We start from the raw sequence: 21,700 nt of genomic DNA, 5'->3' as shown, positions 1-21,700 counted from the left end.
TTTTATGTTGTTTTACTTTTCCGCCGCCATCCCGCGAATCGAGGGATGCCAGAAATTTATGCGTCTGTCGAGGCGCACCAGCACGGTGTAAATCAGCGAACCGGCCAGTGACGACACCACAATCGCCGACCACACCACCGGCATATGCATTCGCGCCGATTCTGTGGAGATGCGAAAGCCCAGCCCGGCGGTGGGGGAGCCAAAATATTCGGCGACAATGGCGGTGATCAGCGCCAGGGTGGCGTTCACTTTCAGGGCGTTAAAAATAAACGGCATTGCGGCGGGAAGGCGCAGCATGCGCAACTGCTGATGAGGCGTGGCAGCGTAACAGTACATCAATTCCTGCTCCAGCTTGTCGCTCGCTTTCAGTCCGGCCAGCGTGCTGACCAGCGCCGGGAAAAAGGTCACCAGAATCACCACCGCGGCTTTTGACGGCCAGTCGAAACCAAACCACATCACGGCGATAGGGGCGACGCCCACCAGCGGCACCGTGCTGGTCAGACTGGCGACCGGGAGCAGCCCGCGCTGCAGGAAGGGAAGCCTGTCGATAAGCAGCGCCACGCCAATGCCTGCGCCGCAGCCCAGCAGATAACCCGCCAGCACCGATTTGAGAACGGTCTGCACCAGATCGCCCGCCAGCAGCGAAGCGCTGTCGATTAACGCGGTGAGGATATCAAGCGGGGCGGGCAGGATAACCTGGGGAACGGCAAATCCGCTGACCAGAATCTGCCAGAACCACAGCAACCAGACGCCGAGTAACGCGGCGACGGCTGCAGGTGGAACCGGCGCGCTGGCCAGACGTTGTACGCTCACCGCGGCGAGCAGCGCCAGGGCCAGAGTGAGCATGCCATTAAACGGTAATACCGCCAGCCAGAGCGCGCTGACAACGAGCGCGACCGCAAAGAGCAGGTTGCGCAAACTTTTTGTTGAGCAGGCCAACAGCGCACAGGCAATGAGCAGCAGCGCATTGAGGCGGAGTGCAGAAAACGTATGGTCAGCGGCGCTTAACTGAATAAGCGCCAGGATAGCGACGATAAACGCGCTTACTAACAGTAGCGAGCCAGGAATCGCGTGCTTTTTCATTACGCCCCCTTACGCTGGCGCATCACCAGCCGTTCAGTCAGCGTGACCATCCCGGTCAATGTCAGGCCCAGCAGTGACGCCATCACCAGCGCAGACCAAATCTGAATGGTATTGCCGTAATAGGAGCCGGTCAGCAGTCTCGCCCCCAGCCCGGCCTGTGCGCCAGTCGGTAACTCCGCCACCATTGTGCCGACCAGACCGCTGGCGATGGCGACGCGAAACGCAGGGAAAAGATAGGGTAGCGAGGAGGGAAGACGAACCACCCAGAAAATATCGGCGCGTCGTGCGGCGTAGGTATGCACCAGTTCCATTTCCATTTTCTGCGGCGAACGCAGTCCCTGCACCATGGAGATGGTGACCGGAAAAAAGCACAGGTACATGGCGATGGTCGCTTTTGGCAACATGCCGGTGATCCCCAGACTGCCGAGGATAATCAATACGATGGGGGCGATAGCCAGGACCGGAATGGTTTGCGACGCGACGATCCACGGCATCAGCGCCTTATCCAGTGTGGGCGAGTGCACTATACCGATGGCCAGCAGAACACCCAATACCACCCCCATTGCGAAACCGGTCAGCGCCGCGCTGGCGGTGACCCATGTGTGCAGTAACAAATTTCTCGGCGAGTCGATCGGCCACTGCGTCAGGCTGTTCCAGATATCGACAAGCAACTGATGCGGCGCTGGCAGCAGCGGGCGGGTGGCGTTCAGGGCGGCGACGATCAAATCACGGCTGGTCCATGCGCCGCGCGGGGTCAATACCCGGTCGATCACGCCCGGTGCGTTCAGCGCGAAGGCCAGTACATACCAGAGGAACAGTGCCACCAGGAGTACGCTGCCGACGGGCAGAGCATAGAGATGCAGGCGTTGGCTAATGCTCATGATGTCCCTCCACCAGCGCCTTGCGAACATCGGCGGCAAGCTGCAAAAATGCCGGCGTATCACGAATGGCAAGGGAACGTTCTGCAGGCAGCGGCGACTCAATTACCTTCACAATTCGCCCTGGACGTGGCGACATCACCACGATTTTGGTAGAGAGGTATACCGCCTCGGAAATGGAGTGCGTCACGAAGACCATTGTGCGTTGTTCGTTAAACCACAACTGCTGTAATTGCTGGTTGAGGTTGTCGCGGGTCAGTTCATCCAGCGCACCAAAGGGCTCGTCCATCATCAGGATTTTAGGTTCAAAACCCAGCGCTCTGGCGATGGAGACACGCTGCTGCATGCCGCCGGAAAGCTGCCACGGGTATTTTTTCTCAAACCCTTTCAGCCCGACACGCGCCAGTTGTTCACGGGCGATGTCGTCGCAGCGCTCCGGCGGCATACCCTGGATTTGTAGCGGCAGTTTGACGTTTGCCAGTACGGTACGCCATGGCAACAGCACCGGAGCCTGAAAAACATACCCGTATGCGCCCCCCTGCCGGGCTTCTGAAGGCGACATATCATTAACCAGCACTTCACCGGAGGTGATGGGTTCCAGGTCGGCAATGGCGCGCAATAAGGTTGTTTTACCGCAACCGGAAGGGCCGATAAACGAAACAAACTCCCCCTGGCGAATGGTCAGATTAATATCTTTCAGCGCATGCACTGGCTGATCGGCCGCCGGGTAAATCACGTTGGCCTGGTTTACCCTGATGGCAGGGCGTGCGGTGGCGGTTATCGGTTTCAACGGCACGACCGCAGATTCCTCTGCGTAGATCAACTGGCTCATTCCCGGTCTCCCCCTTTTTTTGACTAACTGGTTAAGTTTGTATCCCCATGCCATTTTTGTGCCAGTCATGAAATGGCGCTATTTGTGGCGCATTCGCCGCATAATAAGGTTTTTTGATGACCAGTTTGGTGCAAATGTCGACGCGTTTGCGTGTTTGTGGGGCAATGAAGGAAAGGGGGGATGGTGCCGGGCAAAAAAACATGGCAGTGCAGAGGTTATACTCCCGCTGTACAAAGGCGGAAGGACAGTCTGAACCGGTTGACGTGGCAGATGGGCGCATCCCCTACGTATGGACATAATATGCTCAGTGAGGCGATCCGGGCAGGTTAAAGGGCGCGGGATTGTTATCTGCAAGAGGAAGCGTTATCCGGCCCGCGAAACGCCAGTCAGGACGTAACATGTGCGTAATGGAGAGGCCGGATAAGCTGCTGGCGTTAAGGCTCAGCGTTGTGTTTCTTGCCAGTCTGCCAGGGTATACAGCGTTGCGCCAGCCGCAGCCATTGCCATAAACGCCTGGGCGCTGTCCTGCGGATGAATATTTACGCCGCGGCAACCGTCGGTAATGACGTTGACGCGATAGCCCAGCGACAGCGCATCCAGCACGCTAAACTTGACACAATAGTCGGTGGCGAGGCCCAGCACCGTCAGCTCGGTTATTCCGCGTTCACGTAACCACGCATCAAGCTCTGTTTTTTGCCGCCGACCGTTATCGAAAAACGCGCTGTAGCTATCGATGGCCGGATTTTCGCCCTTACGGAACACCGCGGTAATATCCTGCTGTTTAAGCAGCGGATGCAGCGCCGCGCCTGCGCTATTTTGCACACAGTGATCTGGCCAGAAGGTTTGCGCCAGACCGTCAAGCTCGCCCTGGGTATAGGGCTCCGCCTGATGCTGGCTGGCGAAGCTACCGTGATTTGCCGGATGCCAGTCCTGGCTGGCGACGACGATCTCGCCGCGCGCCAGACTCCAGTCGATAAGCTGATTGGCGATCTCCACCGTACTGTCGCCCTGCGGAACGGCCAGCGCGCCACCGGCGCAAAAATCGTTTTGTAAGTCAATCAATAACAGTGCACGCTGTGTCATCTATTCCTCCTTAGAGTCTATCCCACCAGGCGTTATTGGCGCAGCCAGTTTGAACACGGCCAGCGCGGAAGAACCGGAGCGTACACGTAGTACGTGAGGATTCTGAGCACTGCCCAGATTCAAAATGACAAGCAAAATAGCCCTAATGGGATAGGCTCTTACTCATCGGGTGTCAGTTCGCCACGCAGGTTTTCCTGCATCGCGTGGCGGATTGCCGCAACGTCCAGATCCTGGCTCAGCAAATAGTGTAGCTTGGTTAGCGTCGCTTCGACGGTCATATCGAAACCGCTAATCACTCCGGCCTGAGCCAGCGCGTTTCCGGTGGCGTAGCCGCCCATATTGACCTTTCCGGACATGCACTGGGTTAAATTAATCACCACAATACCCCGCTGGCTGGCTTCGGTCAGCACCTGAATAAAATCGCCATTCTGCGGCGCGTTGCCGACGCCATAAGAGCGCAGGATCAGCGCTTTAACTGGCTGGAGCAGGAAGTTACGCACCACATCGGCTGAGATACCGGGGTAAATCGTCACCACGCCGATCGGCTGCGGTATGATAGGGTGAACCACCAGCTCGCCATTACCATGGGGCGCGGGAGGCGTGGAGAGGCGGCGAATATGAATTCCGGCTTCCAGCAGCGGCGTCAGGTTCGGTGAGGCAAAGGCGTTAAACCCGTCGGCGTGGGCTTTCGTGGTGCGGTTGCCGCGATAAAGGCGATTGTTGAAGAAGAGCGAGACTTCGTTAATCGGATAGTTGGCTGCGATGTACAGCGCGTTGAGCAGGTTGATTTGCCCGTCGGAGCGCAGTTCGGCCAGCGGTATTTGTGACCCTGTCACAATGACCGGTTTCCCCAGATTCTCCAGCATAAAGGAGAGCGCCGAGGCGGTAAACGCCATGGTATCCGTACCGTGCAGGATCACGAAACCGTCATACTGGTCGTAATGGTCGCGAATATCGTCGGCAATATGCTGCCAGTCCTGCGGCGTCATGTCGGAAGAGTCCATCAATGGCGCGTATTCATGGATGGTGAAGTCAGGCATCTCCGGGCGGTGGAATTCGGGCATTAAAGCCAACTGGCGTTGTAAATGGCCGGAAACAGGGATGTAACCGTGTTCAGAACGCTGCATACCAATGGTGCCGCCGGTATAGGCAACGTAAATAGATTTCTTCTGCATAGCATCACTTAGATTATATATGGACCGGCGAAGTATATACCGGCGACGCGGCAAGTGGCATAGGCGCTGGCGGGTTTCCGTCATTTCAGTCTGTCAGAAGACAGGCCGCCCCGTGGACAGGGGCGGCGGAAGGATTAATGAATATTGGCGCAGGTTAAGCAGAAAGCGTAGCGGTTCTGCGGATCGTTGAACGCCGCCAGCTTGTCGCTCTCGGTTTTCACCGCGTTAGCCGCAGCGGCGACCGGGGCGGGTAAATAGGCCTGAATCGCCGCCGGCAGCGCTGCACGGACTGAACCGGTCAGACTATCCACTACCATTGAGAACAAGCTGGGCTCTTCCTGGTAAAAATCGAGATGCCACTGTTTCAGCTTCGCCAGCTCCGCGGCTTTTGCTACCGCGTCGTCAAAGTCGCCGAGGCTGTCGACCAGGCCGTTAGCTTTCGCGTCTTCTCCGGTCCAGACATGACCCTGGGCGATTTGGTCGATTTTCTCCGGCGTGCTCTTGCGCGAGGTCGCCACCAGGGTAATAAAGCGCTTATAGCCGTTTTCGATACTCAACTGCATCAGTTGCTGCACTTCCGGCGGCAGCGCTTTGGTGGTAGAGACATCAGCCAGCGGCGAGGTTGAGACGCCGTCGGTATGCACGCCAATTGCGCCCAGCGTATTTTCAACGGTATTGATTACCCCAAAAATGCCGATGGAGCCGGTGAGGGTGCTCGGGTTTGCCACGATATAGTTCGCCGGGGTTGAGATCCAGTAGCCGCCGGAGGCCGCCATGCCACCCATTGATACGACGACCGGTTTACCCGCTGCTTTCGCCGCCGCCAGCTCTTCGCGAATCACTTCAGAGGCGCTGACGCTACCGCCCGGACTGTTGACTCGCAGCACGATGGCTTTCACTTTCGGATCCAGACGCGCATCGCGGATCTGCGCCGCAGTGGTATCGCCGCCGACATTGCCCGGCGTTTCTTCCCCGTCCATAATCGCGCCGTTGGCAAAGATAACCGCAATCGTCGCGCCCTGATCGGCAGGGGTTTTCAGCGCATAGTCGTAATAGCTGATTGCGCTATAGTCGTTGTCCGCCTTGCTCCAGCCAAACTGCTTCGTCAGCGCTTTGTCCACCTCAGCGGCGGTGCCAAGCTCATCAACCAGCTTGTTATCCAGCGCGTATTTCGCCGTGTCGCCATCGACTTTACGCAGGCCGTCAATCACGCCCTGTGCGCCAGGAAACAGCTGTTGGGCGGTAATCTGCCGGTTAGCGGCGATGGTGTTGAGGTAATTCTGCCACAGCTCGCCAATCCAGCGGCTATCCGCCTCACGGGCGGCGGGCGACATATCGTCGCGGATAAACGGCTCAACCGCCGACTTATAGGTGCCGACGCGGAAGACATGGGTTGAGACTTCGAGTTTATCCAGCAGCGATTTGTAGTACAGGCCGTTGGTGGCGAAACCATGCAGGTCCACTTCACCCTGCGGCGAGAGCCAGATCTTATTGGCGAAGCTGGCCAGATAGTACTGCGCCTGGCTGTAGCTGTTACCGATAGCGTACACCGGCTTACCGCTATCGCGGAATTCGCGCAGCGCCTTACCGATATACTGCATTGATGGCTGATCGCCACCGGCAAAATTTTTCAGATCCAGCACGATACCGGTGATATTCCGGTCATCTTTTGCCTGGCGTATCGTTTGCACGATATCGAACAGCGAATTTTCCTGCAGACGATCGGAACTGGCGCCAAAAAGCTGGCGGCCAATCACGCCAAGCTTGCTGCTGGCGGAGGGCTTATCGACGACGACGCCGGTGATATCCATCAGCAGCGCGCCGCGGGTGGTGTGCTCTGTCGTGGTACCGCTGAACTGAGACCAGATACCGATGCAAACCAGTACCAGCAGCAGGAAAACCACGTTCAGTGCGAGCTGGCGAATGAAATTGAGTACCCGCCATGTCCATTTAATCATTCCGGCGAGTAGTCGCCAAAGAGTGCGCATGTATTCTCCCTTACCATTATTAAAAATGAGCGAGCCGCCGGGGCAGCCGCGTCTGGCTATCCTAAAGAGAGTGCCGACGGTTGTCAGCAGGAATCACCTGTTGGGCTGTAACAAAATCCTTGCGCATGTTAATTTTATGAAAAATGACATGACAGGAGTTATACAGGTGGATGCTCTCGAACTATTGCTTAATCGCCGCAGCGCGTCACGTCTGACTGAGCCCGCCCCGGCAGGCGAACAGCTGGAAAATATTCTACGCGCAGGCCTGCGTGCGCCGGACCACGGGACGTTGCAGCCGTGGCGTTTCTTTATTATTGCCGATGAAGGTCGCGAACGCTTCAGCCAGTTGCTGGAAAAGGGCGCCATCGCGGCGGGGGCAGATGAAAAAGCGATTGAAAAGGCCCGTAGCGCGCCGTTTCGCGCACCGTTGATTATTACCGTGGTGGCCCGCTGCGAAGATCATCCGAAGGTGCCGAAATGGGAACAGGAGATGTCGGCAGGCTGCGCGGTGATGGCCATGCAAATGGCGGCAGTGGCGCAGGGTTTTAATGGGATCTGGCGTAGCGGGGCGTTGACCGAGAGCCCGGTGGTGCGCGAAGGGTTTGCCTGCCGGGAGCAGGATAAAATTGTCGGATTTCTCTATCTGGGGACGCCGATGTTGAAAGCCTCAACCAAAATAGCGTTGCCGGATACCGCGCCGTTCGTCACGCGCTTCTGACGGCGCTTGCCTTTTGTCGGGAAACGGTTGACGCCAGGCCCGGCCACGTGCTGCGTGCGCCGCGAGGGGCGCACGGACAGGTGCGCAGCGCCGCCTCATGGATCCCGCGACGACGAAACCCTGTTCACCAGGTACTTCTGCCGTTTTGCAAAGTCGTTTTTTGTCTGCTTAATGAGCAACCATACGCGATTTAGGACAGTGATACTTATCACCCCGACGTTTGAGCGCTACCATAGCGGGATTGCAATGACAGGAGATGTCCATGAGCGAGCAAACCATTCGTTTAACGCAATACAGCCACGGAGCCGGTTGCGGGTGTAAAATTTCGCCAAAAGTGCTGGAAACGATCCTCAAAAGCGACCAGACGAAGTTTATCGATCCGAATTTACTGGTGGGTAATGAGACCAGCGACGATGCGGCCGTTTATGATCTCGGCAACGGTACGTCCATTATCAGCACCACCGACTTTTTTATGCCGATCGTTGATAATCCGTTCGACTTTGGACGCATAGCCGCCACCAACGCCATCAGCGATATTTTCGCCATGGGCGGTAAACCGATTATGGCGATTGCTATCCTCGGCTGGCCGATCAATACCCTGTCGCCGGAGATCGCCCGCGAGGTGGTTGACGGCGGGCGTTTTGCCTGTCAGCAGGCGGGAATTGCCCTGGCTGGCGGCCACTCAATTGACGCCCCCGAACCGATCTTCGGTCTCGCGGTGACCGGCGTCGTGTCAACCGATCGCATCAAGAAAAACAGTACCGCTCAGGCGGGGTGTAAACTCTATCTCACTAAACCGCTGGGTATTGGCGTGCTGACCACTGCGGAGAAGAAGTCGCTGCTCAAGCCTGAGCATCAGGGGCTGGCGACGGCAACCATGTGCCAGATGAATCTTGTCGGTTCGGCGTTTGCCAGCATCGATGGCGTAAAAGCGATGACCGACGTGACCGGTTTCGGGTTACTCGGCCACCTGAGCGAAGTGTGCCGTGGCGCAGGCGTTCAGGCGCAACTCTCCTATGCGGATATCCCGAAGCTGCCCGGTGTGGAAGCGTACATTGCAGCGGGCGCGGTACCGGGAGGGACCGGACGTAACTTTGCCAGCTACGGTCATCTTATGGGCGAGATGCCGCCAGCGTGGCGCGATCTGCTGTGCGATCCGCAAACCTCTGGCGGTCTGCTGCTGGCAGTGACGCCGGAGGCGGAGGCGGAGGTGCAAGCGGCGGCGGCCGAGTTTGGTATCACGCTTGCCGCCATTGGCGAACTGCTCACCGCGCGCGGTGGACGCCCCATGATTGAGATCCGTTGATTTCATGCGGCTGTTTATTGCAGAAAAGCCAAGTCTTGCGCGCGCCATTGCCGATGTGCTGCCAAAACCGCACCGCAAAGGCGACGGCTACATTGAGTGCGGCAACGGACAGGTGGTCACCTGGTGTATCGGCCACCTGCTGGAGCAGGCACAGCCTGATGTCTATGACGGGCGCTATGCGCGCTGGAACCTGCTCGACTTGCCCATTGTGCCGGACAAGTGGCAGCTTCAGCCCCGGCCGTCGGTAACCAAACAGCTTAACGTGATTAAGCGCCTTCTTGGCGAGGCTGAGGAGGTGATCCACGCGGGCGACCCGGACCGGGAAGGTCAGTTACTGGTGGATGAAGTGCTGGATTATCTGCAATTATCGCCGGAAAAGCGCCAGCAGGTGCAGCGCTGCCTGATTAATGACCTTAACCCGCAGGCGGTGGAGCGCGCGATTAACCGCCTGCGCGCCAACAGTGAATTTATTCCGTTATGCGTCTCGGCGCTGGCCCGCGCCCGCGCCGACTGGTTGTACGGGATCAATATGACCCGCGCCTATACCATCCTCGGACGTAACGCCGGTTATCAGGGCGTGTTATCGGTCGGACGCGTGCAGACGCCGGTGCTTGGCCTGGTGGTTCGTCGGGACGAAGAGATTGAAAACTTCGTCGCGAAAGATTTCTTCGATGTGAAGGCGCATATCGTTACCCCGAAGGATGAGCGTTTTGTGGCGACCTGGGTGCCCAGTGAGGCCTGCGAACCGTATCAGGATGAAGAAGGGCGACTGCTTCATCGTGCACTTGCTGAACATGTCGTTAAGCGGATTGAGGGCCAACCGGCGACGGTGACCGCCTATAACGACAAGCGCGACTCGGAGCCCGCGCCGCTGCCGTTCTCCCTTTCAGCGCTGCAGATTGAAGCGGCGAAGCGCTTTGGTTTTAGCGCGCAGAGCGTGCTGGATATCTGTCAGAAGCTGTATGAAACCCACAAGCTGATTACCTATCCGCGTTCGGATAGCCGCTATCTGCCGGAGGAGCATTTTGCCGGGCGTCATGCGGTGCTGAACGCCATTGGCGTCCACGCGGCGGATTTGCTGCCGCAGCCGGTGGTGGATCCGGAGATCCGCAACCGTTGCTGGGACGATAAAAAGGTTGATGCGCACCACGCGATAATTCCTACTGCGCGTAGCACGCAGGTGAAACTCAATGACAATGAGGAAAAAGTCTACGGCCTGATTGCCCGTCAGTATCTGATGCAGTTCTGTCCGGATGCGGTATTCCGCAAATGTCAGATCGATCTCGATATCGCCAACGGCAAGTTTGTCGCCAAAGCCCGTTTTCTGGCGGAAGCTGGCTGGCGAACGCTGCTGGGCAATAAAGAGCGTGATGAGGAAAACGACGGTATGCCGCTGCCGGTGGTGGCAAAAGATGACGAACTGTTGTGCGAAAAGGGCGAAGTGGTGGAGCGCCAGACTCAGCCGCCGCGTCATTTTACCGATGCAACCCTGCTGTCGGCGATGACCGGTATTGCCCGCTTCGTGCAGGATAAAGATCTGAAGAAGATCCTGCGCGCGACGGATGGCCTCGGAACGGAGGCAACCCGCGCCGGGATTATCGAGCTGCTGTTTAAACGTGGTTTCCTGACCAAGAAAGGGCGCTATATCCACTCTACCGACGCGGGGAAAGCGCTGTTCCATTCGCTGCCTGAAATGGCGACCCGCCCGGATATGACCGCCCACTGGGAATCGGTTCTGACGCAAATTAGCGAAAAGCAGTGTCGCTATCAGGATTTTATGCAGCCGCTGGTGGGCACGTTGTTCCAGCTTATCGATCAGGCGCGTAGCACGCCGGTACGCCGCTTCCGTGGTATTGTCGCGCCGGGAGAGGGTAAGAAAGGTTTTAGTAAGCGTAAAGGTCGATCTGCAGCGAAAGGTGAGAAACCGGCATCTGACGCTGTGGCAGAAGGCCCGCAATAAAAACCCCCGGGGAAACCGGGCAATGCCGTTCACTTAAGCAAATCATCGGTGTTGTCTTTTGTTTTATTTGCCAGCGGCAATCGCATTATCGGTGGTTATGGCGAACATGGCGCGTTTTTCGTTTTCGCCCATTCAGATTCCGTGGTCTGTTCCGTTCACGATAAATTCACGGATATTCGTTATATCCACAGCGTGTGAACGGGCAGGGGGACGTTTCGCCCGTCCCCCTGCACCCCCGGCATTGCGCTGAAAACCTGCCGCTGCGCGGTCCGCTCCACTCCGGCTTCATCTGGCGGACCGGGCGGGACTCGACGTCCTGTCTCGACCCGCCCTCTGGCCGCCGTCCTGGCGGCCTGTCCTGGATGCGCGCCTGCGTTCTCGCCAGGTTTCCTTGATGCGCCCAACCCCCATGCGGTGAGTCCGTTATTCGTCAGTGGCTTTTCAGTGGCTGAAAATCATAAAAAAAGTTATATCCTTTATATTTCAGCCCGTATCAGCTCAGTAAGCGAATCAGCAGAATTAGATTTTCGTTTAAACCACCGATTGACAGAACCGCTCAACCAGTTATAAACACAACTGACGGCCCTTAACGGACCAGCATTATGGGATACCGGGCATCGCGCTGATCACCCGCAGCCGAAGCCATCCGCTTCTGACGACTCTCAGCGTTAAATCACACCCTGCGCCAGCATCGCGTCCGCGACTTTGACGAAACCGGCGATATTTGCCCCGCGCACGTAGTTGGTCTGCTTCGCGTCGCCGCCGTACTCCACGCAGGCATGGTGGATATCCAGCATGATGTGATGCAGACGGGCATCCACTTTCTCCGCTTTCCAGCCCATGCGCGCGGCGTTCTGCGCCATTTCCAGACCAGAGGTCGCCACGCCGCCGGCGTTAGCCGCTTTACCCGGCGCAAATAGCACGCCTGCGTCGAGGAACAGGTCAGTGGCGGCAATGGTGGTCGGCATATTGGCGCCTTCGGCCACCGCTTTCACGCCGTTAGCGATTAACTGACGCGCGGCGTCAACATCCAGTTCGTTCTGTGTGGCGCAGGGCAAGGCAATATCCGCCGGTACGGACCACGGCTGCTTGCCTTCAAGATAGGTCAGGCCAAACTCGCGGGCATAGTCGGACACGCGACCATCGCGGCTGGCTTTGATTTCACACAGGCGAGCCAGTTTTTCAGTGGTAAAGCCCGCTTCATCCACCACGGTGCCGCTGGAGTCAGAAGCGGTGATCACGCGCGCGCCCAACGCCATCGCTTTTTCAATCGCATACTGAGCAACGTTACCGGAACCGGAAACCGATACACGCATTCCCTCAAAGCCCATGCCGTGGCGCTTGAGCATCGCTTCGGTGAAGTATACCAGGCCGTAACCGGTTGCTTCCGGGCGAATCAGACTGCCGCCGAAGGAGAGACCTTTCCCGGTGAACACGCAGGCGCTGTTGTTGGAGAGTTTACGCATCATTCCGGCCATAAAGCCGACTTCACGCCCGCCCACGCCGATATCGCCGGCAGGTACGTCAGTATCCGGGCCGAGGTGACGATAGAGTTCGGTCATCAGCGCCTGGCAGAAGCGCATCACTTCGCCGTCGCTCTTACCTTTAGGATCGAAGTCGCTACCGCCTTTACCGCCGCCCATCGGCAGGGTGGTCAGGGCGTTTTTGAAGGTTTGTTCAAAACCAAGGAATTTGAGTATCGACAAATTGACTGAAGGGTGGAAACGCATGCCGCCTTTATACGGGCCGATAGCGGAGTTGAACTGTACGCGCCATGCGCGGTTAACCTGAACCTGGTTACGGTCATCAACCCAAACGACGCGAAACTGGATAGCCCGCTCCGGCTCAACCAGACGCTCCAGCAAATTCAGCTGACGATAGCGTGGGTTTTCCTCAATGAAAGGCCACAGGGTGGTCATCACCTCGCGAACGGCCTGAGCAAATTCAGTTTGATGGGGATCGCGCTGTTGAACGCGGGCGAGAAAGTTTTCCAGAGTGCACATCTGATCCATTGATATAAGTTCCTCTTATGGTTGTGATCGCATCTATACCCGTCATACTTCAAGTTGCATGTGCGTTGGCTTTCCTCGTTCACCCCAGTCACGTACTGGAGTACGCTCCCGGGGATTCACTGCGTCGCCGCCTTCCTGCAACTCGAATAATTTAGGGTATATACATGTCATCCCTGTGCCCGCTTTATGATTAACGGCAAAGATGCGCGGCCTGTGTGTGAGCCTCGCCCTTGCCGCTATCGTGCAGGCAGAATGATTAGCTGTATATACTCGTCATACTTCGAGTTGCATGTGTGTTGGCTGCGATCGTTCACCCCAGTCACATAGCTATCTATGCTCCTGGGGATTTACTCTCTTGCCGCCTTCATGCAACTCGAATTATTTAGAGTATATTTATTATTATTCGGCCCTTGAAAAGGCCGATTTTTCGACTATACCACTGGAAATCGTTAGTTGAGCAAGGAAAAATTGTTCAGAAAGGAATTTTTATGATTGCGTATTGGTCATAATTAAAAACGATGACTGGCCCGGCATAAATCATCGGGTAACAATGCAGGACGCCGGGCGATAAAGGCTTCCAGCAGGGGAATGTCCGCTGGGGCGAGATTGAAGGTTAACGCGTCCTGCGGCGAGCACCAGCATAGCTGGCTGTGGTAGCGAGCAGTGGGGGCCGGGCTAAAATGCGGAACCCACCAGGCATGAAGGTGAATCAGGCGCGCGGACACTTCACGCTGATGGCTGGCGATATAACGCGCTGGATGAGCGTGGATCCCCAGCTCCTCCTGAAGCTCGCGGGTCAGCGCCTGCGCCTGGGTCTCGCCGGGTTCAACTTTTCCACCGGCAAATTCCCACATTCCCGGTTGATCGGCGTGCGGGGGCCGCTGCGCCAGCAAAATTTGCCCGTTATGTTCGATAATGGCGGCTACAACATCAATGGTTTTGAGCATGTGAGTCATCGTACTGTACGTAATAGGGGCTTATTATCGCCATCCTTATATCTTCCCTTCCAGACAATCTTAAATCCGCCCGAAAACCATTGATCAATGCCGCCGCCTTACTGACAGCAATAATTTACGCTTTGAAGGTCGCCCATACCGGCGCATGGTCGGAGGGTTTTTCCATCCCGCGGATTTCGTAGTCGATACCGGTTTCGATACAGCGCTGCGCCAGCGGGGTGCTGGCCAGCAACAGGTCGATACGCAGACCGCGGTTGTCGTCAAATCCTTTCGAACGATAGTCAAACCACGAAAAATGCGCGTTGTCTTGCGGGTTGGCGTGGCGGTATGTATCCACCAGACCCCAGCCCAGCAGACGATCCATCCATTCACGCTCTTCCGGCAGGAATGAACACTTACCGGTGCGCAGCCAGCGTTTACGGTTCTCTTCACCGATGCCGATATCGAGATCGGTTGGGCTGATGTTCATATCGCCCATGATCAGCACCGGATTGTCTTTATTCAGTTCGTTATCGAGATAGTGTTGCAAATTCTGATAAAACGCCGCCTTAGCCGGGAATTTGGTTGCGTGATCGCGGCTCTCTCCCTGGGGGAAGTAGCCGTTAATCACCGTAACATTGCCAAACGGGGAAGGGACTTCCGCCATGATAATCCGGCGCTGGGCGTCTTCACCATCGTTCGGGAAGCCGCGACGCACGGAGACGGGCGTTTCTTTGGTCAGCAGCGCGACGCCGTAATGGCCTTTTTGCCCGTGATAAAAAACGTTGTAACCAAGTTTCGCCACTTCTTCGAGCGGAAACATATCGTCGTGAACTTTGGTTTCCTGCAGGCCGATGACGGCGGGCTGGTGTTTATCGATGATGGCGGCCAGCTGATGAGGGCGGGCACGCAGGCCGTTGATATTAAAAGAGACAAATTTCATAGTCGCTGCCACTGTGCAAGGTGAATAGTGCAGGGATGGTAGCAGAAATTCGCCGCCCTGGCTTCGTTAAGGCAGTTTATTCTGCCAATTGCAGCCATTGGCGAGCTGGCCAACTGCGCACCATTATGCAGCGCGATGCGCCAAAAAAGGGCGAATATTGCCGGTAAATTTCGTCTCTGATCACAATTGCAGAATTATATCTTACATATGAATAATCTTTCTTTTTTTTCCACTATTAAATGTGTATTTTGTGTTTTTATTCACTTTTTATGCATTTCAGGTGAATAAGAGGTGCTTGTAAGTTATTGATATTTCGTTGTCGACTTCACTTTATGCATTTTCTCCTCTGGCTGGCATGAACCGTGCAATCTACATTTACAGCGTAATAAACATAAAATTTAACATTATTTAAACTTTTTATTTACCGGAGAGGTCGATATGTGTCAGTCAATTACGCGTAGCCATTTTGATGAATGGATGATGCCCGTTTACGCGCCAGCGGCTTTTATTCCGGTACGCGGCGAAGGGTCACGCCTGTGGGATCAGCAGGGGAAAGAGTATATCGATTTTGCCGGCGGTATTGCGGTTAACGCCCTCGGTCATGCGCATCCGCAGTTGATTAACGCATTGAGCGAACAGGCGGGGAAATTCTGGCACACCGGCAACGGTTATACTAATGAGCCGGTACTGCGTCTGGCGAAACGGCTGATTGATGCCACCTTTGCCGACCGGGTTTTCTTCTGTAATTCCGGGGCAGAAGCCAATGAAGCGGCGCTAAAACTGGCGCGCAAATACGCCCACGACCATTTTGGCAGCCAGAAAAGCGGTATCGTGGCATTCAAAAATGCTTTTCACGGGCGCACGCTGTTCACCGTTTCCGCTGGCGGCCAGCCTGCCTATTCGCAGGATTTTGCGCCGCTGCCGCCGCAAATCCAGCATGCCATCTACAACGACCTCGATTCGGCAAAGGCGCTGATTAACGACGATACCTGCGCGGTAATCGTTGAGCCGATGCAGGGTGAAGGCGGAGTAGTGCCCGCGGATGCGGATTTTCTGCGTGGTTTACGCGAACTGTGCGATGCGCACAATGCGCTGTTGATATTCGATGAGGTGCAGACCGGTGTCGGGCGCACCGGCGAGCTGTACGCCTATATGCACTACGGCGTCACGCCTGACGTGCTCTCTACGGCTAAAGCGCTGGGCGGCGGCTTCCCGATTGGCGCGTTGCTGGCAACGGCGCGCTGCGCCAGCGTAATGACCGTCGGCACTCACGGTACCACTTATGGCGGTAACCCGTTGGCCTGCGCGGTGGCGGGGGAAGTGCTCTCCATCGTTAATACTCCGGCGGTGCTCAACGGCGTTAAGCTGCGTCATCAGTGGTTCAGCGAACGGCTGAATGCCATTAACGCCCGCTACGGCTTGTTTAAAGCGATCCGTGGACTCGGGTTGTTGATTGGCTGCGAGCTGAAAGACGAATATGCCGGAAAGGCGAAAGCCATCAGTCATCAGGCGGCGGAAGAGGGGCTGATGATCCTGATTGCCGGTGCCAGCGTGGTGCGCTTTGCGCCAGCGTTGATCGTCAGTGAAGAAGAGATTAATCGCGGGCTGGATCGCTTTGATCGGGCCTGTGAGCACTTTCTCGCGAGGGTCTTATCATGATGGTGATCCGTCCTGTAGAAAAAGAGGATCTGCCGGGGTTGATGGCCCTGGCTGGCGAGACTGGCGGTGGCCTGACGTCACTGCCCGCTGATGAAGCCGCGTTGGCGGCGCGGATTGAGCGCGCGCAGCTAACCTGGCGCGATGCACTGCCGAAAAGCGAGCAGGGCTATGTGTTCGTCCTTGAAGATTGCGCCAGCGGCGAGATCGCGGGGATCTGCGCTATTGAGGTGGCAGTGGGCCTCAATGACCCCTGGTACAACTATCGTGTCGGCACCCAGGTTCATGCCTCGAAAGCGCTGAATGTGTACAACGCCATGCCGACGCTGTTTCTCAGTAACGATCATACCGGCAGCAGCGAACTGTGTACCTTATTCCTCGCCCCGAAATGGCGTAAGGCGGGTAACGGCTACCTGCTGTCGAAATCGCGTTTTCTGTTTATGGCCGCTTTTCGCCAACGCTTTAATGAAAAAGTGGTGGCGGAGATGCGTGGGGTGATCGATGAGCATGGCTATTCGCCATTCTGGGAAAGCCTCGGTAAGCGCTTTTTTGCGATGGAGTTCACCCGCGCCGACTATCTGTGCGGTACCGGACAAAAAGCGTTTATTGCCGCGCTGATGCCGAAACATCCGCTGTATATCGATTTTTTATCCGCCGAGGCGCAGGCGGCGATCGGCGAGGTGCATCCGCAAACGGCCCCGGCGCGCGCGGTGCTGGAGAAAGAGGGATTCCGCTATCTGAATTACGTCGATATCTTCGACGGCGGGCCGACGCTGGAGTGCGAGATTGACCGGGTGCGGGCTATCCGTGAAAGTCGGCTGGTTACCGTTGCACAAGGACAACCTGCCCCCGGCGAGTGGCCGCTTTGCCTGGCCGCTAATGAACAGTACCAGCAGTTCCGCGCCATTCTGGTTCATGCTGACCCCGACAGCCATCGTGTCGCGCTGAACCCGCGTGAACAGGACGCCCTGAAATGCCGCGCTGGTGACCAAATCCGTCTGGTTCGCCTGTGCGCTGAGGAGAAAACATCATGAGTTTATGGATTAACGGTCAATGGCAACGCGGTCACGGCCCGGTGCGCAGTAAAAGTAACCCGGTGAGCCAGGCATTACTTTGGCAGGGTAATGACGCCGATGCTGAGCAGGTTGCGCTGGCGGTCAACGCCGCACGTCAGGCGTTTCCTGCGTGGGCGCGCCAGCCATTTGTCGCCCGTAAGGCTATCGCGGAAAAGTTTGCCGCGCTGCTGGAGGCGAACAAAACGCAATTGACGGCGATTATCGCTCAGGAAACGGCTAAGCCGCGCTGGGAGGCGGAAACGGAAATTACCGCGATGATTAACAAAATCGCGATTTCGGTGAATGCTTATCATCGCCGCACGGGGGAAGCGCAGACCGCAATGGCAGAGGGGGCGGCGACGCTGCGCCATCGGCCGCACGGCGTGCTGGCGGTATTCGGCCCCTATAATTTCCCCGGACATCTGCCTAACGGGCATATCGTACCGGCGCTGCTGGCGGGGAATACCGTGGTGTTTAAACCCAGCGAACTGACCCCGCAGAGCGGCGAGGCGGTGGTGAAACTATGGACTGAAGCGGGTTTGCCGCCAGGTGTGCTTAATTTGCTCCAGGGAGGGCGGGAAACGGGCGAAGCCCTGAGCAGCCAGGCGGATATCGACGGGCTACTGTTTACTGGTAGTTCCGCCACCGGCTTTCAACTGCACCGGCAACTGGCCGGACAGCCGGAAAAAATTCTCGCCCTTGAGATGGGCGGCAATAATCCGTTGATTGTTGATGAGCCGCAGGACATTGATGCCGCTGTGTACCTGACGATTCAGTCGGCGTTTATTACCGCCGGGCAGCGCTGCACCTGTGCGCGCCGGCTGCTGGTGAAACGCGGTGAAGCGGGGGACGCCTTTTTACAGCGGTTGGTGACGGTGTCACAAAAAATAATCCCCGGCACGTGGGATGCGGAACCTCAGCCTTTTATGGGGGGATTAATTTCGCCGCAGGCGGCGCAAAAGGTGCATCAGGCGTGGCTGGATCATGTGGCAAACGGCGGCAGGACGCTGCTGGAACCGCGTCTGTTGCAGGCCGGAACCTCGCTACTGACGCCGGGTATTATCGAGATGAGCGAGGCGACGCTGACGGCGGATGAAGAGGTTTTCGGTCCACTGCTCTGCGTCTGGCGCTATGACTCATTCGATGACGCTATTGCCCTGGCCAACGACACCCGATTCGGGCTTTCCTGCGGGCTGATCTCTGCCGACCGCGCCAGATTTGACCGTCTGCTGCTGGAGGCGCGGGCCGGTATCGTTAACTGGAATAAACCGCTGACCGGCGCCGCCAGCACCGCGCCGTTTGGCGGCACCGGGGCGTCTGGTAACCATCGTCCGGGAGCGTGGTATGCCGCCGATTATTGCGCCTGGCCGATGGCCAGCCTGGAGTCGCCAACGCTGTCGTTACCGACAACGCTGAGTCCGGGGCTGGATTTCCGGCAGGAGGTATCGCGATGAAAGCCTGGGAAGTGAATTTTGACGGGCTGCCGGGCCCGACTCACCACTATGCGGGATTATCCTTTGGCAACGAAGCTTCGACTAAGCATCGCTATCGGATGTCGAATCCCCAACTGGCGGCAAAGCAGGGGCTGAAGAAGATGAAAGCCCTGGCGGATGCGGGCTATCCGCAGGCGCTGATCCCACCGCAGGAGCGGCCAAATATCCCGTTATTACGCCAGATTGGCTTTCGCGGCAGCGATGCGCAGGTGCTGGAAAAAGCGGCGCGTCAGGCGCCGGATCTGCTTTCGGCGGCGAGCTCAGCATCATCAATGTGGGTGGCAAACGCCGCTACGGTTTCGCCCTCTGCCGATACGCTGGATGGCCGGGTGCATCTGACCGTCGCCAGTCTGCATGATAAATTCCATCGCGCCAGCGAAGCGCCGACCACGGAAGCGCTGCTGCGGGCGATTTTTCCCGATGAGCAGCAGTTCGCCGTACACGGGGCGTTGCCTCAGGTGGCGCTGTTCGGCGATGAAGGGGCGGCAAATCATAACCGTCTCGGCGGCGAGTATGGTGCGCCGGGCGTGCAGCTATTTGTTTATGGTCGCCAGCAGGGAGGCGAGGACAACCCGCGGCGTTATCCGGCGCGGCAAACGCTGGAAGCCAGCCAGGCTGTCGCCCGTCTGAACCAGGTTAATCCCCGGCAACTGATTTTCGCCCGACAAAACCCGGCGGTGATCGATAAAGGCGTCTTTCATAACGACGTGATCGCGGTAAGCAATCAGCAGGTGTTGTTCTGCCATGAACAGGCGTTTGTTGACCAACCGCAACTTCTGCAACAGCTGGCCCGGCAGGTTGACGGATTTACGCCGATCGTCGTGCCCGCAAGCCAGGTCTCCGTTGAAGACGCGGTGGCGACCTATCTGTTTAACAGCCAGTTGTTAAGTAAGCCGCAGGGCGGGATGCGGCTTATTCTGCCGCTGGAGGCACAAGAGCACCCCGGCGTCTGGCGTTATCTGAATCGGCTGGTTGATGGCGATAATCCAGTTGATGAGTTACAGGTGTTCGATCTGCGTGAAAGCATGGCTAATGGCGGCGGACCAGCGTGTTTGCGCTTGCGGGTCGTCTTGAATGAAAGGGAGCTACGGGCGGTGAATCCGGCGGTTATGATCAACGATGCGCTGTTTGCGACGCTTAATGCCTGGGTGGAGCGCTATTATCGCGATCGCCTGACTCAGGCCGATCTGGCCGATCCCCAACTGCTGAGCGAAGGACGCGAAGCGCTCGACCGCTTAACGCAAATTTTGCGTCTGGGGTCAGTCTATCCGTTCCAGCAATAAGGAGGCGTTGTGGAAGACTTTCTGGCATTAACTCTGGCGGGGCGTCTGCCTCACCATTTTCATGGTCAAACCGCGCGCTTTCGCTGGCAGTGGATTGACTGGGGTATTTTACAGCTCATCCCCCATGAACCGTGTGAAGGTTCGCTGGTTTTGTCATCCGGGCTTCATGGTAATGAAACCGCACCGGTTGAAATCACTGATTTACTGCTGCGCCAGCTGTGCGGCGGGGAGTCGCCGCTGCGCTGGCGGCTGTTGGTGGTGCTGGGTAATCCGCCTGCGCTGAGAGCCAACCAGCGCTATATGCATAGCGATATCAACCGCATGTTCGGCGAGCGCTGGCGGTCATTTAGCCCCAGCGATGAAACCGCCCGTGCCCGGCAACTGGAGCATGTGCTGACCCGCTTTTATCAGGCAGGTTCCGGTGAACGCTGGCACCTTGATTTACATACTGCGATTCGTGGTTCTCTGCATACCCGCTTTGGCGTCCTTCCGGCGCGGGAAAAACCATGGGATGAGTTTTTTTTGCGCTGGCTGGGGGACGCGGGGCTGGAAGCGCTGGTATTTCACCAGCGACCGGGGGGAACGTTTACGCATTTCAGCAGTGAACGTTTCGGCGCGTACTCCTGTACCCTGGAACTGGGAAAGGCGCTACCGTTTGGCGACAACGAACTGAGTCAGTTTAGCGCCACGCAGCATGCGCTACTACGTCTGCTGGCTGGCGATAGGGGGGCGGGAGAGGGGAATATGCCACTGCGCTACCGGGTGGTGCAGCAGATCACCCGCAGCAGCGACAAGTTTAAGTTATATATGTCGGCGCAAACCCTGAATTTCACGCCATTCAGAGCAGGGACGTTGCTTGCTGAAGATGGCGATACACGTTACGTGGCGGCAAAAGCGCAGGAGTATGTACTGTTTCCCAACCCCGGCGTCGCCTGCGGACAGCGCGCTGGGCTGATGCTGGAACGCTGCTGAATATGCTGTCGTCCGGGCGGGCGACAGCATTTATTTTGTGGTTTGTTTTTATCTCGTAATGTTATTTTTTGTTCTTCTGTTGATTGATTACAGATTATTCCTGGTTTAATTCTTTTTTTTCAATCCTTGCTGTTTTATAATTCACTTGATTTATATATAAAACAGGCTGTTAGTTATTTTTCTTGCGTTTATCTCCTTGTTTTCCATATTTCCTCCACAATTGATGAGAAAATGTTTTTTACACTTTCATTGTTTTACGCTTGTTCTGACTAATTGACGATAAATACCGTAAAGTTTATCTCGTCAACACGGCAACGCGCCGTAAGAA

17 protein-coding genes are annotated in these 21,700 nt (G+C 56.8%); 8 read left to right on the top strand and 9 right to left on the bottom strand.

Annotated elements, in window-relative coordinates; genetic code table 11:
• Positions 1-12: 12 nt before the first annotated feature.
• The 6 genes from FN037_RS09415 to sppA form a co-directional block, all read right to left on the bottom strand.
• Positions 13-1,083: an ABC transporter permease gene (locus FN037_RS09415; RefSeq protein ID WP_142502086.1), complete on the bottom strand. Its 1,071-nt coding sequence runs from the start codon at positions 1,081-1,083 to the stop codon at positions 13-15.
• Complete coding sequence (locus FN037_RS09410) at positions 1,083-1,964, bottom strand: ABC transporter permease (RefSeq protein WP_142502085.1); 882 nt, start codon at positions 1,962-1,964, stop codon at positions 1,083-1,085. The genes FN037_RS09415 and FN037_RS09410 overlap by 1 nt, the downstream gene beginning before the upstream one ends.
• Positions 1,954-2,793, bottom strand: coding sequence for an ABC transporter ATP-binding protein (locus FN037_RS09405; protein ID WP_138361274.1), 840 nt, complete (start codon positions 2,791-2,793; stop codon positions 1,954-1,956). The genes FN037_RS09410 and FN037_RS09405 overlap by 11 nt, the downstream gene beginning before the upstream one ends.
• Positions 2,794-3,234: 441 nt before the next feature.
• The gene (gene pncA, locus FN037_RS09400) at positions 3,235-3,876 is read right to left on the bottom strand and encodes a bifunctional nicotinamidase/pyrazinamidase (RefSeq protein ID WP_142502084.1); all 642 of its coding nucleotides are present in this window, start codon (positions 3,874-3,876) and stop codon (positions 3,235-3,237) included.
• 158 nt (positions 3,877-4,034) lie between these two features.
• Positions 4,035-5,051: an asparaginase gene (ansA, locus tag FN037_RS09395; RefSeq protein WP_142502083.1), complete on the bottom strand. Its 1,017-nt coding sequence runs from the start codon at positions 5,049-5,051 to the stop codon at positions 4,035-4,037.
• Between the two features lie 134 nt (positions 5,052-5,185).
• On the bottom strand, positions 5,186-7,039 hold the full coding sequence (sppA, locus tag FN037_RS09390) for a signal peptide peptidase SppA (protein ID WP_138361277.1): 1,854 nt from the start codon (positions 7,037-7,039) through the stop codon (positions 5,186-5,188).
• A gap of 166 nt (positions 7,040-7,205) precedes the next feature.
• On the opposite strand from sppA, the gene FN037_RS09385 reads away from it, so the two are divergent.
• From FN037_RS09385 to FN037_RS09375, 3 genes are all read left to right on the top strand, one after another.
• Positions 7,206-7,757, top strand: coding sequence for an NAD(P)H nitroreductase (locus FN037_RS09385; RefSeq protein WP_138361314.1), 552 nt, complete (start codon positions 7,206-7,208; stop codon positions 7,755-7,757).
• Positions 7,758-8,019: 262 nt separating this feature from the next.
• Entirely contained in the window at positions 8,020-9,063 is a 1,044-nt protein-coding gene (gene selD, locus FN037_RS09380) for a selenide, water dikinase SelD (RefSeq protein ID WP_142502082.1), read from the top strand.
• A 4-nt stretch (positions 9,064-9,067) separates the two neighbouring features.
• A complete protein-coding gene (locus FN037_RS09375) occupies positions 9,068-11,023 on the top strand; it encodes a DNA topoisomerase III (RefSeq protein WP_142502081.1) in 1,956 nt (651 codons plus the stop codon).
• A gap of 668 nt (positions 11,024-11,691) precedes the next feature.
• Here FN037_RS09375 and gdhA read toward each other — a convergent pair.
• The 3 genes from gdhA to xthA all read right to left on the bottom strand — a co-directional run bounded on the left by gdhA (position 11,692) and on the right by xthA (position 14,913).
• Positions 11,692-13,035, bottom strand: a complete 1,344-nt coding sequence (gene gdhA, locus FN037_RS09370; RefSeq protein ID WP_138361280.1) for an NADP-specific glutamate dehydrogenase — start codon at positions 13,033-13,035, stop codon at positions 11,692-11,694.
• Positions 13,036-13,544: 509 nt separating this feature from the next.
• Positions 13,545-13,982, bottom strand: a complete 438-nt coding sequence (locus tag FN037_RS09365) for a pyrimidine (deoxy)nucleoside triphosphate diphosphatase (protein ID WP_138361281.1) — start codon at positions 13,980-13,982, stop codon at positions 13,545-13,547.
• Between the two features lie 124 nt (positions 13,983-14,106).
• Positions 14,107-14,913 (bottom strand): exodeoxyribonuclease III, encoded by an 807-nt coding sequence (gene xthA, locus FN037_RS09360; protein ID WP_138361282.1) that lies wholly within the window; start codon positions 14,911-14,913, stop codon positions 14,107-14,109.
• 438 nt (positions 14,914-15,351) lie between these two features.
• Here xthA and FN037_RS09355 point away from each other — a divergent pair, with 438 nt between their 5' ends.
• Genes FN037_RS09355 through astE form a run of 5 tightly spaced genes read left to right on the top strand, consistent with a single transcriptional unit; the run spans position 15,352 to position 21,372 of the window.
• The gene (locus FN037_RS09355; protein WP_138361283.1) at positions 15,352-16,572 is read left to right on the top strand and encodes an aspartate aminotransferase family protein; all 1,221 of its coding nucleotides are present in this window, start codon (positions 15,352-15,354) and stop codon (positions 16,570-16,572) included.
• Positions 16,569-17,603, top strand: a complete 1,035-nt coding sequence (astA, locus tag FN037_RS09350; protein ID WP_142502080.1) for an arginine N-succinyltransferase — start codon at positions 16,569-16,571, stop codon at positions 17,601-17,603. Before FN037_RS09355 ends, astA begins: the two co-directional genes overlap by 4 nt.
• Positions 17,600-19,078 (top strand): succinylglutamate-semialdehyde dehydrogenase, encoded by a 1,479-nt coding sequence (gene astD, locus FN037_RS09345; protein ID WP_142502079.1) that lies wholly within the window; start codon positions 17,600-17,602, stop codon positions 19,076-19,078. Before astA ends, astD begins: the two co-directional genes overlap by 4 nt.
• Positions 19,075-20,400, top strand: coding sequence for an N-succinylarginine dihydrolase (gene astB / locus FN037_RS09340; RefSeq protein WP_142502078.1), 1,326 nt, complete (start codon positions 19,075-19,077; stop codon positions 20,398-20,400). The genes astD and astB overlap by 4 nt, the downstream gene beginning before the upstream one ends.
• Before the next feature lie 9 nt (positions 20,401-20,409).
• On the top strand, positions 20,410-21,372 hold the full coding sequence (astE, locus tag FN037_RS09335) for a succinylglutamate desuccinylase (RefSeq protein ID WP_142502077.1): 963 nt from the start codon (positions 20,410-20,412) through the stop codon (positions 21,370-21,372).
• Positions 21,373-21,700: the final 328 nt, after the last annotated feature.

Source organism: Klebsiella sp. 2680 (assembly GCF_900198535.1).
In the GTDB taxonomy this organism is placed as follows: Bacteria; Pseudomonadota; Gammaproteobacteria; order Enterobacterales; family Enterobacteriaceae; genus Klebsiella; species Klebsiella indica.
This window is presented reverse-complemented; position numbering and strand designations above follow the sequence as displayed.